Source organism: Flavobacterium polysaccharolyticum, from assembly GCF_038739875.1.
In the GTDB taxonomy this organism is placed as follows: domain Bacteria; phylum Bacteroidota; class Bacteroidia; order Flavobacteriales; family Flavobacteriaceae; genus Flavobacterium; species Flavobacterium polysaccharolyticum.
This window is the reverse complement of the sequence record NZ_JBCGDP010000004.1, coordinates 151425-171330: the sequence shown is the minus strand read 5'-3', so window position 1 is coordinate 171330 and position 19906 is coordinate 151425. Positions and strand designations below refer to the sequence as shown.

Annotated in this window: 11 protein-coding genes; 4 read left to right on the top strand and 7 right to left on the bottom strand. The window is 34.6% G+C overall.

What is annotated here, in order from left to right; genetic code table 11:
- Window positions 1–18: 18 nt before the first annotated feature.
- From WFZ86_RS05770 to WFZ86_RS05755, 4 genes are all read right to left on the bottom strand, one after another.
- A complete protein-coding gene (locus WFZ86_RS05770) occupies window positions 19–2325 on the bottom strand; it encodes a glycoside hydrolase family 65 protein (protein WP_342691056.1) in 2307 nt (768 codons plus the stop codon).
- Between the two features lie 60 nt (window positions 2326–2385).
- The gene (gene pgmB / locus WFZ86_RS05765; protein ID WP_342691055.1) at window positions 2386–3045 is read right to left on the bottom strand and encodes a beta-phosphoglucomutase; all 660 of its coding nucleotides are present in this window, start codon (window positions 3043–3045) and stop codon (window positions 2386–2388) included.
- Window positions 3046–3058: 13 nt separating this feature from the next.
- A complete protein-coding gene (locus WFZ86_RS05760) occupies window positions 3059–4387 on the bottom strand; it encodes an MFS transporter (protein WP_342691054.1) in 1329 nt (442 codons plus the stop codon).
- A 532-nt stretch (window positions 4388–4919) separates the two neighbouring features.
- Complete coding sequence (locus tag WFZ86_RS05755) at window positions 4920–5945, bottom strand: LacI family DNA-binding transcriptional regulator (RefSeq protein WP_342691053.1); 1026 nt, start codon at window positions 5943–5945, stop codon at window positions 4920–4922.
- A gap of 236 nt (window positions 5946–6181) precedes the next feature.
- Here WFZ86_RS05755 and WFZ86_RS05750 point away from each other — a divergent pair, with 236 nt between their 5' ends.
- From WFZ86_RS05750 to WFZ86_RS05735, 4 genes are all read left to right on the top strand, one after another.
- Window positions 6182–9121 (top strand): SusC/RagA family TonB-linked outer membrane protein, encoded by a 2940-nt coding sequence (locus WFZ86_RS05750; RefSeq protein WP_342691052.1) that lies wholly within the window; start codon window positions 6182–6184, stop codon window positions 9119–9121.
- A gap of 16 nt (window positions 9122–9137) precedes the next feature.
- Window positions 9138–10730, top strand: coding sequence for a RagB/SusD family nutrient uptake outer membrane protein (locus WFZ86_RS05745; RefSeq protein WP_342691051.1), 1593 nt, complete (start codon window positions 9138–9140; stop codon window positions 10728–10730).
- Between the two features lie 26 nt (window positions 10731–10756).
- Entirely contained in the window at window positions 10757–11800 is a 1044-nt protein-coding gene (locus WFZ86_RS05740; RefSeq protein ID WP_342691050.1) for a SusE domain-containing protein, read from the top strand.
- A gap of 75 nt (window positions 11801–11875) precedes the next feature.
- Window positions 11876–14755 (top strand): alpha-amylase family glycosyl hydrolase, encoded by a 2880-nt coding sequence (locus tag WFZ86_RS05735; protein WP_342691049.1) that lies wholly within the window; start codon window positions 11876–11878, stop codon window positions 14753–14755.
- A gap of 128 nt (window positions 14756–14883) precedes the next feature.
- On the opposite strand, the gene acs is transcribed toward WFZ86_RS05735, so the two are convergent.
- Genes acs through WFZ86_RS05720 form a run of 3 tightly spaced genes read right to left on the bottom strand, consistent with a single transcriptional unit; the run spans window position 14884 to window position 19879 of the window.
- The gene (acs, locus tag WFZ86_RS05730; RefSeq protein WP_342691048.1) at window positions 14884–16791 is read right to left on the bottom strand and encodes an acetate--CoA ligase; all 1908 of its coding nucleotides are present in this window, start codon (window positions 16789–16791) and stop codon (window positions 14884–14886) included.
- A gap of 20 nt (window positions 16792–16811) precedes the next feature.
- Window positions 16812–17171, bottom strand: a complete 360-nt coding sequence (locus WFZ86_RS05725; RefSeq protein WP_315171006.1) for a response regulator transcription factor — start codon at window positions 17169–17171, stop codon at window positions 16812–16814.
- Complete coding sequence (locus WFZ86_RS05720) at window positions 17168–19879, bottom strand: ATP-binding protein (protein WP_342691047.1); 2712 nt, start codon at window positions 19877–19879, stop codon at window positions 17168–17170. Before WFZ86_RS05720 ends, WFZ86_RS05725 begins: the two co-directional genes overlap by 4 nt.
- Between the last annotated feature and the right edge of the window lie 27 nt (window positions 19880–19906).

Sequence of the window (19906 nt, the reverse complement as noted above, 5' to 3'; positions counted from 1 at the left end):
TATTTGTTTTTGAACCGTCTAGTTTTTTACTAACTGATTGGGTTGAACCACAATGGCGTTTCCGTTTACAAAAACAGTAAGTTCTTTGTCACCTTCTAATGAAAATTGAGTTTCAGTATGACTAACATCAATTTTTACTATTTGGTGTCTGAAGTTAATTTTAAAGGAATAACCTTCCCATTCTTTTGGGATTTTTGGAGCAAAATGTAAGGCGTCATTTTTGATACGCATTCCTCCAAAACCTTCTACAATACTCATCCATGTTCCTGCCATAGAGGTGATGTGGCAGCCTTCTTCCACTTCTTTGTTGTAGTCATCTAAATCTAGACGAGAAGTTCTTAGATAGAAAGCATAAGCCATATCCATTTTGTCTAATTTAGCCGCTTGGATAGAGTGAACACATGGCGAAAGAGAACTTTCGTGAACTGTAAATGATTCATAAAATTCAAAATTCTTTCTTAATTCTTCGGTAGTAAAATGATCTTCGAAGAAATAGAATCCTTGAAGAACGTCCGCTTGCTTGATGTATGGTGAACGCAATACTCTATCCCAAGACCATTTTTGATTGATTGGTCGTTGTGATTTGTCTAGGTCTTTTACTGGAACCAAATCTTTGTCTAAGAAACCATCTTGCTGCAAGTAAATCCCTAATTCTTCTGATTTTGGAAAATATATATTGCCAGCAACTTTTTTCCAATCTTGTAATTCAGCATCCGATAGAGTTACTTTTTCAATCACACGTTTGTGGTCTGATGGGTACTCAGTCGCTACTTTTTGGATTTGTTCGTAAGTATAATCAATACACCATTTAGCAATATAATTGGTGTAGAAGTTATTATTAATGTTGTTCTCATATTCGTTAGGTCCAGTTACTCCTAGAATAACAAATTGGTTTTTGTCTTTTGAGAAAGAAGCTCTTTGGTGCCAGAAACGAGCGATTCCAATCAAAACTTCTAATCCTTTTTCAGGGATATAAGAATAATCTCCTGTAAAGCGGTAGTAATTAAAAATGGCAAAAGCGATAGCTCCATTACGGTGAATTTCTTCATGCGTAATTTCCCATTCGTTGTGGCACTCTTCTCCATTCATGGTAACCATTGGGTATAAAGCAGCTCCGTTTTTGAATCCTAAATTATCTTTAGCATTTTCGATGGCTTTGTCCAATTGATTATAGCGATACGTCAATAAGTTGCGCGCTACTTCTTGGTCTTTGGTCGCCATGTAAAACGGAATGCAATAGGCTTCAGTATCCCAGTACGTTGATCCACCATATTTTTCTCCGGTAAATCCTTTTGGCCCAATGTTTAAGCGAGAATCTTTTCCTAGATAGGTTTGATTCAGTTGGAAAATATTAAAACGAATACCTTGTTGTGCTTTTACATCACCTGCGATAGTGATGTCCGACATTTCCCAAATTTTAGCCCAAGCTTCAATTTGTTCTTGTAACAACAACTCGTATCCTTTAGTTAAAGCCGTTTGGATTACTTTTTCGGCAGCCGCTAATGTATTGTCATGGTTTAAAGAAACGGTATAACCACCAATTTTTTGGATAGAAGATACTTCTCCTTTAGCCACCAATGTATCATATGTGTACTGTACTTTGTCGTTTGTAGATTCAATAGATGAAGCAGAAATGTGAGAAGCAACACCATTAATCAAAATGGTATTGTGCATAAAAGTGGTGACCTTAAAATGTGTTTTGAAAGTTTGAGCGGTTACAAAAGCATCATGAGTCGCTTTTTTAACTTCTAATGGTTCCCAAAATTTTTCTTCCCAATTGGCATCCTCATTGGTTATTCCTGCATCAATATAGGGTTTGTAAACTATTTTTGCGTCTTTGTTTAGTGGAGTGATTTCGTAATTAATGAATCCTGCTTCGTCTAAATTTAAACTTAAAAAACGACGCACATTTACAGCAATCTCAGTTCCGTTGGCCAAAGTAGCTTCGAAGGAACGGTTGTACCATCCTTCTTTCATGTTTAATTCTCTTTTGAAATTTTTAACTTGAGAACAAGTAAATAAATCAAAATTTTCACCATTAATTTCTATATCAATTCCAATCCAGTTTGGGGCATTTAATACTTTGGCAAAGTATTTTGGGTATCCGTTTTTCCACCACCCCACTTTAGTTTTATCTGGGTAGTAAATTCCAGCAATATAACTTCCTTGAAAAGTTGGTCCGGAGTAACTTTCTTCAAAATTCGCTCTTTGTCCCATAGCGCCATTTCCTATACTGAAAAGACTTTCGGATGATTTTACTCTTTCGACATCAAATTCTTCTTCAATGATGGACCAATTGTCTGGTTTTATATAATCTTGGTTCATTTTAATTTATTTTAATTTCTATTGTTATTTACTGTAGGCTTTTAAAGATTAAAAAACTCTTTATTTTTCGATTAGCTCGCTCAAAAATGGAGTTCCAATAAAGGTAAAGTCTTTAAAGTTGTGTTGCGCTTCATACAAAATAGTATCATCGCCAATTCCAATACTCGTCATGTTAGCAATATTAGCAGCTTGAACTCCCGCTACAGAATCTTCGAAAACAATAGCTTCTGAAGGAGAAGTATTTAATAATTTTGCTGCAATCAAAAACACTTCGGGATCTGGTTTTGCATTCGAGACATCATTTCCGTCTACAATGGCATCAAAGTAGGATAGTATTCCTGTTTTTTCTAGAATAGGTCTAGCGTTTTTACTGGCCGATCCCAATGCAATAAATTGTTTGTTTTCTTTGAGGTAGTTCAAAACAGGCAATACTCCGGGAAGAATCTCGCTTTCGTCCATGTCTACTAGGTAAGAAAGGTACTCTTCATTTTTTTGAACCAACCATAGCTCTTTTTGTTCCTGAGTAGTTTGTACGTCTCCTAGTTCTAATATAATGTCTAGTGATCGTACTCGGCTAACTCCTTTTAATAATTCATTATGTTCGTGTGTAAATTCGATATTTAAGCTGTCGGCAATTTTCTTCCAAGCTAAATAATGGTATTTTGCAGTATCTACAATTACACCATCTAAATCGAAAATAAATCCTTTTTTCTTTTTCATTTTAAAATATATTTTAGTGGCCTGTGTTTTTCTCTTTAATGAAAATAACTCCTAAGCCTGCAATCAACATTGAAGTTCCAGCAATAACAATAATGGCCATTGGGAAACCTCCAAAAAGGGCAATCAAAGTACTTCCTAATAATCCTGCTGCAATTTGTGGTAAAGTAATCGTGGCATTGAATAATCCCATATAAACTCCCATTTTATCTGCGGGTAATGATCCAGAAAGCATGGCATAGGGCATAGCTAAAATAGCTGCCCAAGCTAATCCAACGCCAACCATAGATAATAGTAATGTATTTTTGTCTTCTATTAAAAACATGGATATTAATCCTAAGCCTCCTAATATTAGAGAGAAAGAATATGTTTTTTTACGCCCAATAGATTTTGCAATAGAAGGTATAAGTAGCGAATAAATAGCGGCTACTGCACTGTAAAAGGCAAATAAAACACCTGTCCAATCTCCTGCTTCATTAAATCCTACTGATTTTGCATCGAGTGCATCGGGACCCCAAACCTGATTGGCAATAGCTCGCGTAGTATATACCCACATTAAAAACAAAGCAAACCAAGAAAAAAATTGTACGAACCCTAGCTGCCAAAAGATTTTTGGGGCAGTAGTAATAAGTTTGATAATGTTTGTTTTTTCTTTTTTAACCTCAGCATCCAAGTCAATTTTGTTGTAAAGCGCATGTTCTTTTGGGGCATATTCTTTGGTTTTGAATACTGTCCAAAGCACACTCAATAATAAAATAGTGCCTCCAATATAAAACGACCAAATTACAGAGTCGGCTACTTTTTCACCTGGAGCAGGAACATTTGCAATTCCTGATTTGGTTAAAATCCATGGAAGTAAAGAGCCAAATACTGCTCCAAAATTAATTAAAGCACTTTGGAGCGAATACCCTAAGTTGCGTTGGTCATCATTAACCATGTCGCCCACCAAGGCTCTAAAAGGTTGCATAGTCACATTAAAGGATGTGTCCATCAATAATAACATTAATCCTCCAAAAAACAATGGAGGTAACAAATAAGCAAAATACTCAGCATTAGGCATAAAAAACATAGCTAGTGCCGATACTATTGCTCCAAAAAATATAAATGGGATTCTTCGTCCAAGTTTGGTCCAAGTTTTATCGCTCGAAAGTCCAATGATTGGCTGAACAATTAGTCCCGCCAATGGGGCTGCTAACCAAAAATATCCAATACTGTGAACATCTGCTCCAAGAGCTTCTAAAATTCTACTGGTATTTCCATTTTGAAGTGAGTACCCAATTTGTACTCCCAAAAAGCCAAAACTTAGATTCCAAATTTGCCAAAAACTTAATTTTGGTTTTTCCATATGATCCATTTTAAAAGTTAAATATTACAAACGCTATCGTGTTTGTTTAGGTCTAATGCTGTTTTTGCACAAGCTTATTCGTTTTAAACTTGAAGGCATAGTTTGGTAATATTATTTCTTTTTTAATGGGGTGCTTAATTTTAAAAAACTAGTCTAAAAATCTATCAATTATAGATTATAGAAGTATTGAAAATTTTGAGTACCATTAGAATTCATACCTATACCAAAGTATTCTTTCAGTCAAATTTATTCAGTATCTTTCCTAATTAATTAGAAATTTGAAAGTTACAAAAAAATAAGTTTGTTTTGCTTTTGTTAAGCAAGGTTTGGTTGATTAGGAAATGTTTCCGAAGAGAATTGATTTAAAATATAATCAATGTGGAAGGAAACAATAAAGAACAAAACTTTACTTAATTTTCGAAGTAAAAGAAAAAGTTTTGACAAGTGTAAATATAGAGAATTATTTACTTGAGGGTTTAGTTCTCAAGTAAATAATTAGTACTCCAACGTTTTTTGTTGATAAATCATCAATTTAATCAGTAGATTCTCTTTCGATCAAATGAGTTTCTATTATTTCGGTTTTGTAGATTTCATCTTCATCATCATGTTCTTCAGACTCTAGTCTTTGAATGAGCATTTCGGCTGCTTTTTTACCCATTTTGGCCCCACTTTGACTCACGGTAGTAATGGTTGGGGTAGAGTATTTGGATATAATTCCGTCAGTAAAAGCAATAATGGCTAGGTCTTTTGGAACGTTGAGTCCAATTTTATGTGCAGTTTTTAAAATAGTAACCGCAAAAAGTTCATTAACCGCAAATACAGCATCTATGGCTTTGTCTTCTAATAATTTGCCAATAGTGATTTCGGAAGTATCAACATCTTCTATTTTAATGATGAGTTGTTCGTCAAAAGGTATCGAATTGTCTAATAAAGCTTTGGTATATCCATCAGTTCTTAGTTTACCAACGCTTACATAATCTACAGTGGTTACTAGTGCAATTCTTTTTCTTCCTAGTTTAATCAGATATTCAACCGCTTCATAGGCTGCTTTTTTGTCGTCTATGATGACTTTGTCGCAATGTACTTCATCGGTTATTCTATCAAACATCACTACAGGCATTCCTTGGTCAATGACTTCGGTGATGTGATGAAAATCTTTTTTGAATTGGGTTTCTTTGGATAATGACATAATAAACCCGTCAGTACTTCCGTGTGCCAATAATTCCATATTCATTACTTCTTTATCAAAAGAATCATCAGATAGACAAATGATAACACTGTATCCTTTTTCGTTGGCAACTTGTTCGATACCATTAATTACTGTTGAGAAAAAGTAATGTACAATTTCCGGTATAATAATACCTATAGTTTTGGTTCTTCTGTTTTTTAAACTTAAAGCAATATTGTTGGGTTTATAATTGTAAAACTTTGCAAAGGCTTGGACTTTTAAACGGGTTTCTTCACCAATTTCTAAACTATTACGCAGTGATTTTGATACAGTTGAAATAGATACATCCAGTTCTTTCGCAATTTGTTTTAATGTTACTTTTTTTTTCATCGGTTGTTTTTCTAAAAAAATGATATTCTATTTTAGAGTAGGTTTTTTATTTATTTATAGTAAAATTTAGTTAAAAATAATAAATATATTTCAAAGTTTTCAACACTATCACGTTTTCGTAACCGTATCTGATTTTTGTCATGTTGTTGGTGTTATTATTCTGTTAATTTTGAAATTCGAAGTAAAAGAAAAGCTTAATTAAAAACCAAAATTAAACATTAATTTAAACAAAAAGTATGAAAACAATTTATAAAAAGTTGTTATTTTTATTGTTACTCCTTCCTTTCAGTCTTCTGGCTCAGAATACTGTTACGGGGTCTGTTGTTGAAAAAGCAACAGGACAACCAATACCAGGAGCCAATGTAAATATACAAGGAGCTGCAAATGGTGTTTCTACCGACTTTGATGGTAAATTTAAATTATCCAATGTTAAAAAAGGGGATAAGATTGTATTTTCTTTCATAGGATTTAGAAATGTTGTTTTAACTTATGATGGACAAGCAGCATTGAATGCTTCTTTAGAAGAAGATGCAAACGAATTGAAAGAGGTTGTAGTTCAAGTAGGGTACGGTTCTGTTAAAAAGAAAGATGCGACAGGATCTGTAACTGTTTTAGGTGCAAAAGACTTTAATAAGGGGCCAGTTACTTCAGCTGACCAAATGATTCAAGGTAAGGTTGCGGGTCTACAAATTACTAATGGAGGAGGTTCTCCTGGTGAAGGAGCAACCATTCGTATTCGAAGTGGATCTTCTTTAAATGCAAACAATGACCCTTTGTATGTAATTGATGGTGTACCAGTAGCGGCAGGAGGAGTTAGTGGAGGGAGGAATCCATTGACTACAATTAATCAAAATAACATTGAATCTATTACTGTTTTGAAAGATGCTTCGGCAACCGCTATTTATGGTTCTAGAGCATCAAATGGAGTTATTATTATCACTACTAAAAAAGGGAAAGCTGGTGATTTGCAAGTGAATTATAATGCAACTTTTCAAGTTTCAGAAGTTACAAAAACGGTAGATGCTTTGTCTCCAACTCAATTTAGAGATTTGGTAAATACTAGAGGTAATACATCACAAATTGCTTTGATGGGTACATCAAATACGGATTGGCAAAAAGAGATTTATAGAACGGCTTTAGGAACAGATCACAACGTATCTGTAAGTGGAGGTGCTGATAATATTACCTATAGAGCTTCTGTTGGTTATGCTAATTTGAATGGGATTTTGTTAAAGGATAATCTGCAAAGATCAACAATCTCAACTGCATTGGTTGGTGATTTTTTTGATAAGCATTTGAAAATTCAAGTATCAAACAACACTTCAATTATGGACAGTGACTATAGTAACAGAGGTGCTATTGGATCAGCTGTGCGTTTTGATCCAACGCAATCGATTAAGAATGCTGATGGAACCTATTTTCAATGGTTATTATCTCCAACGCAAATTAATACTTTGGCTGGAAAAAACCCTGTTTCTTTAATAGAACAGCAAAATAATTATGGAACTTCATTTAGAAGTATTGGTAACTTACAAATTGATTATAAATTACATTTTTTACCTGAATTAAAGGCAGTAGCAAATTTTGGTTATGATGAATTGAGTGGTCGTTCTTTTGGAGATACAGACGCAAATTACCTTAATGGATTACCAGGGTCAGGGTTTAAAAATTCTTATTTAAACTTTTCTAAAAGGAATAATAAGTTAATGGATTTGTACTTTAATTATAACAAAAAAGTAGAAGCTATTAATACTCAATTTGATGTTACAGGAGGTTATTCTTATCAAGACTTTAGAGATAACAATGGAGGTTTTTCGATAAACTTTCAAAATAATCAGAATACACCAAACATTTCTGTACCTTCAAGAGTAAATTTACAATCTTTCTTTGCGAGAGCCAACTTTACTGTTGCGGATAAATATATTTTGACCGCTTCATTAAGACGTGATGGTACCTCTAGATTTACAAAAGAAAACCGTTGGAGTAATTTTCCTGCATTTGCATTAGCATGGAAAATGAGTGATGAAAATTTTCTAAAAGAAGTAGAGGCTGTTTCAACACTTAAATTAAGAGCAGGTTGGGGTATAACAGGTCAACAAGATATAGGTGTGAGTTATCCTTCTATACCATTATATTTAGGATCTAATCCGCAAGCACAATACCAATTTGGTAATGTATTTTATGCAACGTTCAGGCCTCAGCCTTATAACAGTAATTTGAAATGGGAACAAACTACAACGATTAATGCTGGTATTGATTTCGGATTCTTTAGTAACAGAATTACTGGAACAATTGATGTTTATCAAAGAGATACTAAAGATTTGCTGTTATACACTCAAAATCCTCCTTTCTTTGGCTTTTCAAACTACGATAATTACAATGTTGGATCAATTAGAAATAGAGGTATAGAAATTTCGGGAAGTGTTATTCCTGTTAAAACTGATGATTTAGAATGGTCAATTGGAGGAAATATTACTTTCCAAAATTCAGAAATAACAAAATTGGCTAGCAATGATCCTAATTCTCCAGGCTATAATGTAGGAGGGTATGATGGTGGAACTGGTAATACTATTCAAAATCATCAAATTGGGTATGCTCCATCTTCATTTTACGTTTACGAACAAGCGTATGGAGCTGATGGAAAACCTCTTGATGGAGTATTTATTGATAGAAATCAAGATGGTGTAATAAACGAACAAGATAAATATCGTTTCCACAAACCTGCAGCCGATGTATTTTATGGATTTAATACTAATTTGACATACAAAAACTGGGATTTTACTGCGGCTTTTAGAGGCTCATGGGGTAATTATATGTACAATAATGTAGATTCAAGTCAAGGTTCTTTAGCTAATGTATTTATTAGAAATACTGATTTATCTAACTCAGTAGTAAATGTACTTGAAACTGGTTTCACAACTAATGATACTAAACGATATGAATCTGATTATTATATCCAAGATGCTGCATTCTTGCGTTTGGATAATGTTAGTGTCGGGTACACTTTTAATCAAAAACCAGATTCTAAGTCATTGGTAAAATTGACTTTAGCAGCTCAGAATGTATTTGTAATTACAAAATATGAAGGGCTTGATCCAGAGATAGCTGGTGGTATTGATAATAATTTATACCCAAGACCTATCACTTTTACGTTAGGTTTAAACGTTAATTTCTAATCCAAATTTAAGAAAAATGAAAAACTCAATAAAATTATTAGGATTGATGTTGGTGATGATGGTTGTTTTATTTCCATCATGTACTAATGATTTAAATCAATCCCCTGAGGGCAATAATGATGCTGTAAATGGAGAGGAATTTTTTAAGAATCCAACTTCTTATAAACAATTTTTAGCAAAATTATATGCAGGATATGCCACAACTGGTCAACAAGGTCCAGCTGGATCAGGTGATATTGCTGGTATTGATGAAGGAGCCAGTCAATACATCAGAGGTTTTTGGTTAATGCAAGAATTAACTACTGATGAAGCAGTTATTGCTTGGAATGATGGAACAATACATGATTTTCATAACCAAAGCTGGTCTTCATTGGATACATTTATTGCTGCAACTTTTGCTCGTTTCTCTTTTCAAATTGTAAACTGTAACGAGTTTTTGAGACAAACTACAGATGAAAAATTAGCAACTAGAGGAATAGACGCAGCAACAATTGCTGAAATTAAAACTTATAGAGCAGAGGCTCGCTTTTTGAGAGCCTTGACCTACTGGCATTTATTAGATGCGTTTGGTGGAGGTTCAATTGTTACAGAAAACGCACCAACAACTTTTTACTATCCAGATTATGCTTCTAGTGCAGAGATTTTTAAATTTATTGATGATGAGATTACTGCTTTTACACCTGATTTAAAAGCGCCTAAGACCAATGAATTAAATCGTGTTGGACAGGCTGCAGCTTGGATGTTGCAAGCAAAATTGTATATGAATTCAAAAGCATACATAGGAACAGATAAATACGCTGAAGCACTGCCTCTAATTAATAAAGTTATAGCTACGGGTTATTCAATTAATCCAAGTTACAAAGATTTGTTTTTAGCAGACAATGATAGCAATGGTGCTCAAAATGAATTTATTTTTGCTATTGCTTTTGATGGTTTGAATACTAAAACTTATGGAGGTACTACCTTCTTGGTTCATGCTTCTGTTGGAGGAGATATGAAGCCAGAAAATTATGGAGTTAACGGTGGATGGGCTGGTATTAGAACTACTTCCGCTTTTGTAAATAAATTTAATGGCACTTCTGGTGATGTTAGAGGCAATTTCTTTACAAATGGACAATCTAAGGAAATCAAAGAAATTGGTAACTTTAAAGATGGTTATGCTATTCAAAAGTTTAGTAATTTGACCAAAGCTGGCGTTCAAGGTTCTGATAAGGCGGGTGATTTCGTGGATACAGATTTTCCAATTTTCCGTTTAGCTGATGCTTATTTAATGTATGCTGAATGTAATTTAAGAGGCGCAGGTGGTGTCAATACAACTGCTTTACAATATATAAATGCATTAAGAACAAGATCTAATGCTCCAACTATTTCTCTTGGTGAAATGAATCTTGATTTTATTTTAGATGAAAGAGCAAGAGAATTACACTGGGAAGGACATCGTAGAACAGACTTAATCCGTTTTGGTAAATTTACTGGCGGTGCTTACTTGTGGCCTTGGAAAGGTGGTATTGCTACTGGAACTGCTACTCCTTCTTTCAGAAATGTATTTCCAATACCTGCTAATTCAATTGCGGCAAATCCTAAACTAAAACAAAACCCTGGATATTAATTTAACTAACAAAAAAAATTAAAACAATGAAAAATATATCGAAACTAATTTTAGCTTTATTTGCACTAGTGATGTTCTCATGTAGTGTTGAGGATGTACAAGATCGTCCTGTAATTGAAGCAAGTGACGCTCCTGTAATAACAGCTCCTACAACAGGTTCTAGTTATGTAATTACTCCAGCAACTTCTGATAAATTATTGGATCGTTTTGCTTGGGCACCAGCAAATTTTAATGCTGATGTAGTTGTTACTTACCAAGTTGAAATTGCAAAATTGACTGATAAAGAGTTTACAAAACCTCAACTAGTTCAATCTTCTAAAACTAATAATGTTGCTGTAACTGGTGATAACTTAAACAAAGCAGCCATTGATTTAGGATTGACACCATTCGTTCCTACAACTGTACTTGCTCGTGTAAAAGCGGTTGTTGGTACACAAGTTATTGGTTCAGATCCAATTGAGATTGCTGTGAACCCATTCAAAGTTGCTCCATTATTAGGTCTTGTTGGTAATCATCAAGGATGGAATCCAGCTGGATTGACAAGTGCTTATCAAATGAAACCTTCTGCTAAAGGTAATTCTGACTTTGAAGGTTATGCTTATTTAGATGGTGGATTTAAATTTTTAGAAGCTGATGATAACTTGAAATTTGATTGGGCTAACGTAGCATATGGAAGTGGTGGATCTGGAGTTCTTGATGCTAAAGGTGGAGATGTTACTGCTGCTGCTGGTTATTATTATGTGAAAGCTGACACTCAAAAATTAACTTATAGTCTTTTGAAACAAGATTGGGGAATCATCGGAGATGCAACACCAGGTGGATGGGGTACTAGTACTCCTATGACTTTTGATAAAGCTACTAATACATGGGAAATTACAGCTACTTTAACTGCAAATGAGTTGAAATTTAGACCAAACAATGACTGGCCTGGTAACTTTGGTGATAATGGAGGCGATAACATATTAGAAGGTGATGGTGCTAATATTAAAATTCCATCTGCTGGTACATATAAGATTACTCTTGATTTAAGTAAATCTAGAGCTTACACTTACACTTTAGTAAAACAATAAAATAATAGTAGTTATAAAAAGGGTTGTCTCTATGGCAACCCTTTTTTTCATTAATTTTTTATAAATTCAAATAGAATGAGAAAAATTTTACTTTTAGGGTTCATCCTGCTAGGTAGTATTGCTTTTTCACAGCAACAAAACGTTTCGTATACTATTACTCCTGCCACTTTTGAAGAAACTACTTCAATTACGATAACCATCAATGGGTCTAGTATTAATGAAGCAGCGTGGGGAGTTACAGGAAATGCTTTGTACATGTGGGCTTGGGCTTTTGACACCAATGATACTACACCTAAAGGAACACCATTAAACGGTTCTTGGACTGCTTCAGATGAATCGGCAAGATTTACCTATAATGCGGGTTCGGATACCTATACCAAAACAATTACTCCAGCCACTTATTACAGTGCAACGGGTATTGGTAAAATCGGTTTTTTAATTAAAGCAAAAGATGGTAGTGGGGATAAAAAATCCCAAGATATTTTAGTTGAAGTTGGTTCTTTTCAAGTAACATTAAATACACCAGCTCAAAACAGTACTACTATTTTAGCCTCTGGAGGTAGTTTGAATATAACAGCCTCAAATACTAATGGTGTTGCGAATTACAATTTGAAAGCCAATGGGACATCTATCAATACTGCTGCGGCTACAGCTAGTTATGCTTTTAATCATACCAATATTACTGGAAATCAAAACTATGAATTAGAAGTAACTCAAGGTACAACAACAATTGTAAATAGGTTTGCTGTAGTGGTAAATCCAAATACAATTTCTCAGACAATTCCAGCTGGTTTAGTAGACGGAATTAACTATAATCCGAATGATGCTACCAAAGCTACTTTGGTGTTGGATGCTCCATTAAAAGATTTTGTATATGTTGCAGGTAGCTTTAATAATTGGCAACCTACTGCAGCTTATGCAATGAAAAAAGATGCAACAGCTGGTTCGACTAAATTCTGGTTAGAACTAACTGGACTTACTGCGGGAGTTAATTATACTTACCAATATTGGGTAGTGGATCAAACTCCTTTGGCAGGTTCTCCAAGTTTAGTAAAAGCTGCGGATCCTTATTCTACCTTGGTTTTGTCACCTTATGATGATTCAGGAATTCCATCAGCTTCTTTTCCTAATTTGCCAGCCTATCCTTCTGGACAAGAAAGAGAAGTAACATGGTTTAAAACAGGTCAAACACCCTTTGTGTGGAGTCAAGCAACGACTAATTTTGTGAAACCAGCTAAAGAAAAATTAGTGGTTTATGAAGTGTTGGTTCGTGATTTTGATGCCAAAAGAAATTATCAAGACCTAATTGATAAAATTGATTATTTCAAGAATCTAAAGGTAAACGCTATTCAATTGATGCCTGTAATGGAATTTGAAGGCAACGAAAGTTGGGGGTATAATACTTCTTTTCATATGGCTTTGGATAAATTTTATGGAACACCTGAGAAGTTAAAAGAGCTTATTGACTTATATCATCAAAACGGAATAGCAGTAATTTTAGATGTGGCTTTGAATCATGCTTTTGGAAGAAATCCTATGGTTCGTATGTGGATGAATGATCCTGACGGTGATGGGTTCGGTTCTCCAACTACAGAAAACCCATATTTTAATACAGTGGCTAAACATAGTTATAGTGTAGGAGAAGATTTTAATCATCAGCAAGCTCGCACGAAATACTATGTAAAACGTGTTATTAAACAATGGATAGAAGAATTTAAAATTGATGGCTTTCGTTGGGATTTAACCAAAGGGTTTACTCAAAATGCACAAGGATCAGATACACAAACTAATGCTTATCAGCAAGATCGTGTTGATGTCTTGAAAGAGTATGCTGATTATTCTTGGTCTTTAGATCCTACTCATTATGTGATTTTCGAACATTTAGGAACAGATACTGAGGAAAGACAATGGGCGGATTATCGCATCAATGACCCAATTAGTAAAGGAATCATGACTTGGGGTAAAATGACGGATGAGTACAATGAATTGACGATGGGCTGGCCTAACAAGAATATTGCAAGAATGTCTAGTAGTAGTAGAGGATTTGCTGGACAACGCTTAATGGGTTATGCCGAAAGTCATGATGAAGAACGTTTGATGTACAAAAACCTACAATTTGGAAACAGTGCTGGAAGTTATAATGTTAAAACATTGAGTACTGCGTTGTCAAGAATGTCGGCATTGGGTGCAGTTTCTCTTTTGGTTCCAGGGCCAAAAATGATATGGCATTTTGGTGAACTAGGCTGGGAGCAGTCCATATTTGCTTGTAATAATGGAGTTGTGAATACACCTTCTGATGCTACAGCTGGCGATTGTAAATTAGATACCAAACCACAACCTCAATGGACAGGTAATTGGTTAGGTGCATCAGATCGTGGTAAGATTTATAACGACTGGGCAAAAATGATTACTTTAAAAATCAATGAGCCAGTATTTTTGGGCAGTGTAACGATTTCTAGCACAAATAGTGTTACCCCAAATATTAAAATTACCAATGCTGCACTAGCAAATACGGAGTTAAAAGACGTGTTGATTATTTCAAATTTTGGCGTGGTAGCCAATGCTGTAGCCACTGGTTTTCCTTATACAGGAACTTGGTATGATTTGATGGATAATACGACCTTAAATGTTACCGACGTAAATCAAACGATTACCTTGCAACCAGGAGAATATAAAATTTTGGGTAATAAAACAGCTACTTTGGCCATTGCCGATTTTGAAAAAGAAGCTACCATAAAATTGTATCCTAATCCTGCGTCAAACTATTTTACCTTGAATACTGAAACCACAAAAGTTGAAATTTATTCTATATCAGGTCAAAAAGTAAAGCAATTTGATGCGATTAAGTCTGTTGATCAACAGTTTAATATAAACGATTTGAGTAGAGGTTTTTATTTAGTAAAAGCATACAATGATAAAAATCAAACACAAGTCTTGAAGTTGATTAAAAGCTAAAAATTTGTTTTAAAAAGAAGTACAATCCATCATGAGGAGTATAGTGTATTTATTTTGAGTGTTCTTTGTTACTTTAAAACATAAAAACGGTTGTTTCATTAGTCATGAGACAACCGTTTTTTTTTAAACTAAAGTTTTTCATTTTTTATTTCATCGACAATTTCTGGATTTAATAAAGTGGTCGTGTCACCAAAATTAGAGAAATCCCCCTCAGCAATTTTACGGAGAATTCTACGCATAATTTTTCCTGAACGTGTTTTAGGCAATCCACTAACAAATTGTATTTTATCCAATTTTGCTATAGGTCCGATATGATCTGATATGTATTGATTAATTTCTTTACTCAAATTGTCTCGATCGCGATATTCTCCTGTTTCTTTTAAAATGACAAAGCCATATAAAGCATTTCCTTTTATATCATGAGGAAAACCTACAATAGCTGATTCTGCGACAGCTGGATGTTCATTTATGGCATCCTCAATTGGAGCTGTACCTAAATTATGTCCCGATACTATTACCACATCGTCCACACGGCCGGTGATTCTATAATAACCAACTTCATCCCTTAAGGCACCGTCTCCAGTGAAGTATTTTCCTGGAAATGCGGAAAAATAAGTTTCTTTATAGCGTTGATGATCCCCCCAAATGGTGCGTGCGATACCAGGCCACGGAAATTTGATACACAAACTTCCCGTTATTTGATTGTCTTCAATCTCATTTCTTTTATCGTCCATAAGAACGGGTTGTATACCTGGTAAAGGGAGAGAAGCATAGGTGGGTTTTGTGGGGGTTACAAAGGCTATAGGGGAGATCAAAATTCCTCCCGTTTCGGTTTGCCACCAAGTATCTACGACAGGACAACGTTTGCCTCCCACATGGTCATTGTACCAATGCCAGGCTTCTTCATTAATAGGTTCCCCAACGGAACCTATAACTTTAAGCGAAGCCAAAGGGTATTTTTGTACATACTCTAGTTTCTCTTTTGCCAATGCTCGAATGGCGGTGGGCGCTGTATAAAAATGAGTTACACGATGTTTTTCTATGGTTTCCCAAAAGCGACTAAAAGTTGGATAAGAAGGAATGCCTTCAAACAAAACGGTTGTCGCTCCATTTAACAAAGGCCCATACAAAATATAAGAATGTCCCGTAATCCATCCTATATCGGCAGTACACCAAAACACATCATTGTCTTGGTAATTGAATACATTTTTGAACGTATAGGCGGTATAAACCATGTAGCCAGCCGTTGTGTGTACCATCCCTTTTGGTTTTCCGGTAGAACCTGAAGTGTATAATATAAATAAGGGATCTTCAGCATCCATAATTTCAGCCACATTATTATCCGAGGCTTTGTCTAATAAAGGTTGTAGCCATAAGTCTCGCCCTTCTTGCATAGTAATTTGTGTGTTTGTTCTTTTGGCTACCAAGACCTTGGTTACAGAGGGACATTTTTTTAAGGCTTCGTCAATAATTCCTTTCAAGTCAATGGTTTTGTTGCCGCGATATCCTCCATCAGAAGTGATAACCATTTTGCATTCACTATCATTGATTCTTGCGGCGACAGCTGAATCTGAAAAACCTGCGAAAACAACAGAATGTATGGCGCCAATTCGGGCACATGCTAATACAGCAACCGCCAATTCAGGAATCATTGGGAGGTAGATACATACGCGATCTCCTTTTTGAATTCCTTGACTTTGTAACACATTAGCCATCTTGTTTACTCTTTCAGAAAGCTCGTTATAGCTAATATGTAACGCCGACTCATTTGGATCTTTTGGCTCAAAAATAATAGCGGTACGAGTACCATTTTTTGCTAAATGACGATCGATGCAATTTTTTGTAATATTCACTTTTGCGTTTACAAACCATTTAATATCGGCTTGAGACATATTAAAATCGATTACTTTTTCCCATTCTTGATACCATACAAAATTTTCGCTAGCTATTTTGTTCCAAAACTTTTTAGGCTCTCGAATTGATTTTTTATAATGTTTAAAGTATTCTTCTAAGGTGTTGATTTTGAAATAACTCATAGTTGTATTTTTTTGGTTTTTTAAATCAATTCGTGTACTTGCTCTATTAATTTTTTTATTGAAAAAGGTTTCAAAACATAGAGATCTGCGCCAAGAGCTAACCCTTTTTCAATATCCTTTTCTTTGTTTTTTGCCGTTAAAAAAATCACTTTGCAATGTGTTAATCGTGGGTCTTTTTTTATTTGTTCTAGGGTGTCATATCCATCTACTAGAGGCATCATCACGTCTAGAATGATGACATCCGGAAGTTGGTCTTTCAATATTTCTAGCGCTTCTTGTCCGTCTCGCGCAATGTAAACTTGAAAGTTATTTTTTTTAAAGGTATATTCTAACGTCATTAGAATATTTGGTTCATCGTCTACTAAGAGTATTTTTTTCATAAACTGATGGGTTCAGAGGTGTTATAGTTTGGTAATGTAAAAGTAAAAGTGACGCCTTCTAGATTAGCATTAGACGCCCATATTTTTCCTTTGTGGTGCTCGATAATCTGTTTGCAAATGGCAAGTCCTAGCCCGCTTCCTATAGGCTTTTTTACATTTTGATTTCTGGATTGGTAGAATTTGTCAAAAATAGCTTCATAGTCTTCTTCATTAATTTTTTTACCATTATTGTGGATGCTTACAACGACAAATGATAGCTCCTCGCTAACCGAAATTGTTATTTCTCCATTAGGTTGCGCACAGAACTTTATGGCATTAGAAATTAAATTATGCACTACCTGAATTATGCGTTCTTCGTCATAAAACGCCCTGATGTTTTGGGATGGTGTTTCAAATATGACGTTAATTTTTTTGTTTTGTATTAATTGTTGCAAGGACTGTAGCGTTTTATTGATGGTTTCAGTCAAATTGTTTTTTGATAAATAAATTTTTTGTTTTCCAGTTTCGAATTTTTCTAAATCCAAAATTTTATCAATCAAACGATTCAAACGGTCCGATTCCGAAATTATATTTTGAAGAAATTGTTGTCGCATTTCAGTTGGGATATCTTCATCGTCATGCAATATTTCACTCGCCGCTCGGATGGCAGTTATAGGTGTGCGTAATTCGTGAGTAACTGTATCTAAGAATTCATCTTTTTGAACATCTTTGTTACGAAGCTCTTGATTGGCTTGTTGGAGTTGCACTGATGTTTTTTGAAGAGCATTAGTTGTTTCACTGAGTTTTTTATTTACAATAATATTTTCTTGTGATTCTTCTAGTATTCTTAAAACTTCTGGCAAGGCTATTTTTTCTTCTTTGACTACGCTGGCAATAAGTATTTTAGAAGAAGCTGTTCCAATATGTCCTGTCAGTAAATTTTCGGCAAATTTGATAAACCTAGCATCAGCCGTTACAATATTTTTGTCAATATTGTATTTGGTGTGAAATAAGGAAAGCGCTCTTTTGGTTCTTACTTCTCCTAAAAATCGCTCCAAAACTTTTTGAATATCGGCTACATAAGCCACTCCTTTCCATACAAAGGCGTTTTCTAAATTACTACTATATTTTTCAATATCGACAAACATTTCGGCATAATTGCGTTCGCGATAGTTGCCTTTAAAACTCACTGAAACAATCATATAGCCTGTTGAATTAAAGAATAAACTCCAAAAAACGGCTTGTGGAATTGGATCTAAATAATCTAAACCAAAAAGCTGAAAAGGTTTTAGTAAGGTTATTCCCCATGGACCATTTTGAATAAATGAGCTGCTAATTTCATTTATACCCAAGGCAAAAGGAATGATTAAGGTATAGCAACAAGTTATAAAGCCAAGAAACAAGCCAGTTATTGCTCCTTTGCTTGATCCTCTTCGCCAAAAAAGCGCCCCAAAAAAAGCGGGTGCCAGTTGTGCAATAACTACAAAAGAAACTAAACCGATGGAATAGAGCGAATAGTCTAAAATAAACACTTTGTAAATAATATAAGCCAAAACAATAAGGGCGAGAATACCGATACGACGGCTATTTACAATTCTACTACTGTTTTTTTCTTGTAATTTGTTTTCTAATGAACCAATGAAACCATAGGGGATTAAAAGGTTGTTACTGACCATAGTGGCTAAGGCAATAGAGGAAACAATGATCATGGAGATAGCTGCCGAAAATCCCCCTAAAAATACTAAGACTGTTAATGTGTTATTGTTGAAGAATTGCGGAATTAATAATGAAAAAGTATCCGAATTTAAATTTTGACCGTGAAACAAAATTGTGCCACCCCAAGCAATTGGAAATACAAAAACGTTGAAAAGCAAAAGATACAATGGAAATAGCCAAGCAGCTGTTTTTAGATGTTTACTATGATTGTTTTCTACAATGCTAGTATGAAATTGTCTGGGTAACAAAAACATGGCGAACATTGAAATCAAACATAAAAAAAACCAATTTAAGGCATTTTCAATACTACCAATCGTGTTTTTTTCTTTAAAGTCTGAAAGCGTTACTGCTTTGGTATAAATATCATCAAATCCGTCAAAAACAACATAAGTTACATAACAGCCCAAAATGATAAAAAACACTAATTTCAAAATAGATTCTAAAGCAACTGCTAAAACAATTCCGCGCCTTTTTTCAGAAGCATCCACATAACGAGTGCCATAATAGGAAGCAAATAGCCCCAAGGCCAAACATACATAAGTAGTTGTGTCTAAAAAAATGTTTTCTGTAGATTGTGTTCGTGTTACAATATGAAACGTATCCGAGATAGCTTTGAGTTGTAAAGCAATGTAGGGCAAAACTCCAATTACACATACCATAGTAACTAGAGCGCCTAGAAATCTACTATTGCCATAGCGTAACGAAATAAAATCGGCTACGCTTGAAATTTTATTGACTTTCGAAATTTGAATTATTTTCCTCAAAATCAAAATCCAAGCTGGAATAATTATTATTGGTCCGATGTAGATTGGTAAATAACTTAATCCTGAATTTGCAGCCACACCAATACTTCCATAATAAGTCCACGCCGTACAATATACCGCTAAGGATAAGGAATACACATAGGGATTATTAGTCCATTTGAAGTGTTGTTTTTTTTCTGCCCAATGCGCAATAAAGAACAAAATCGAAACATATATCGCTAATACAAATAAAAGACCAATACTATTCATGATACTTTTTGATAAGGATATAACTCA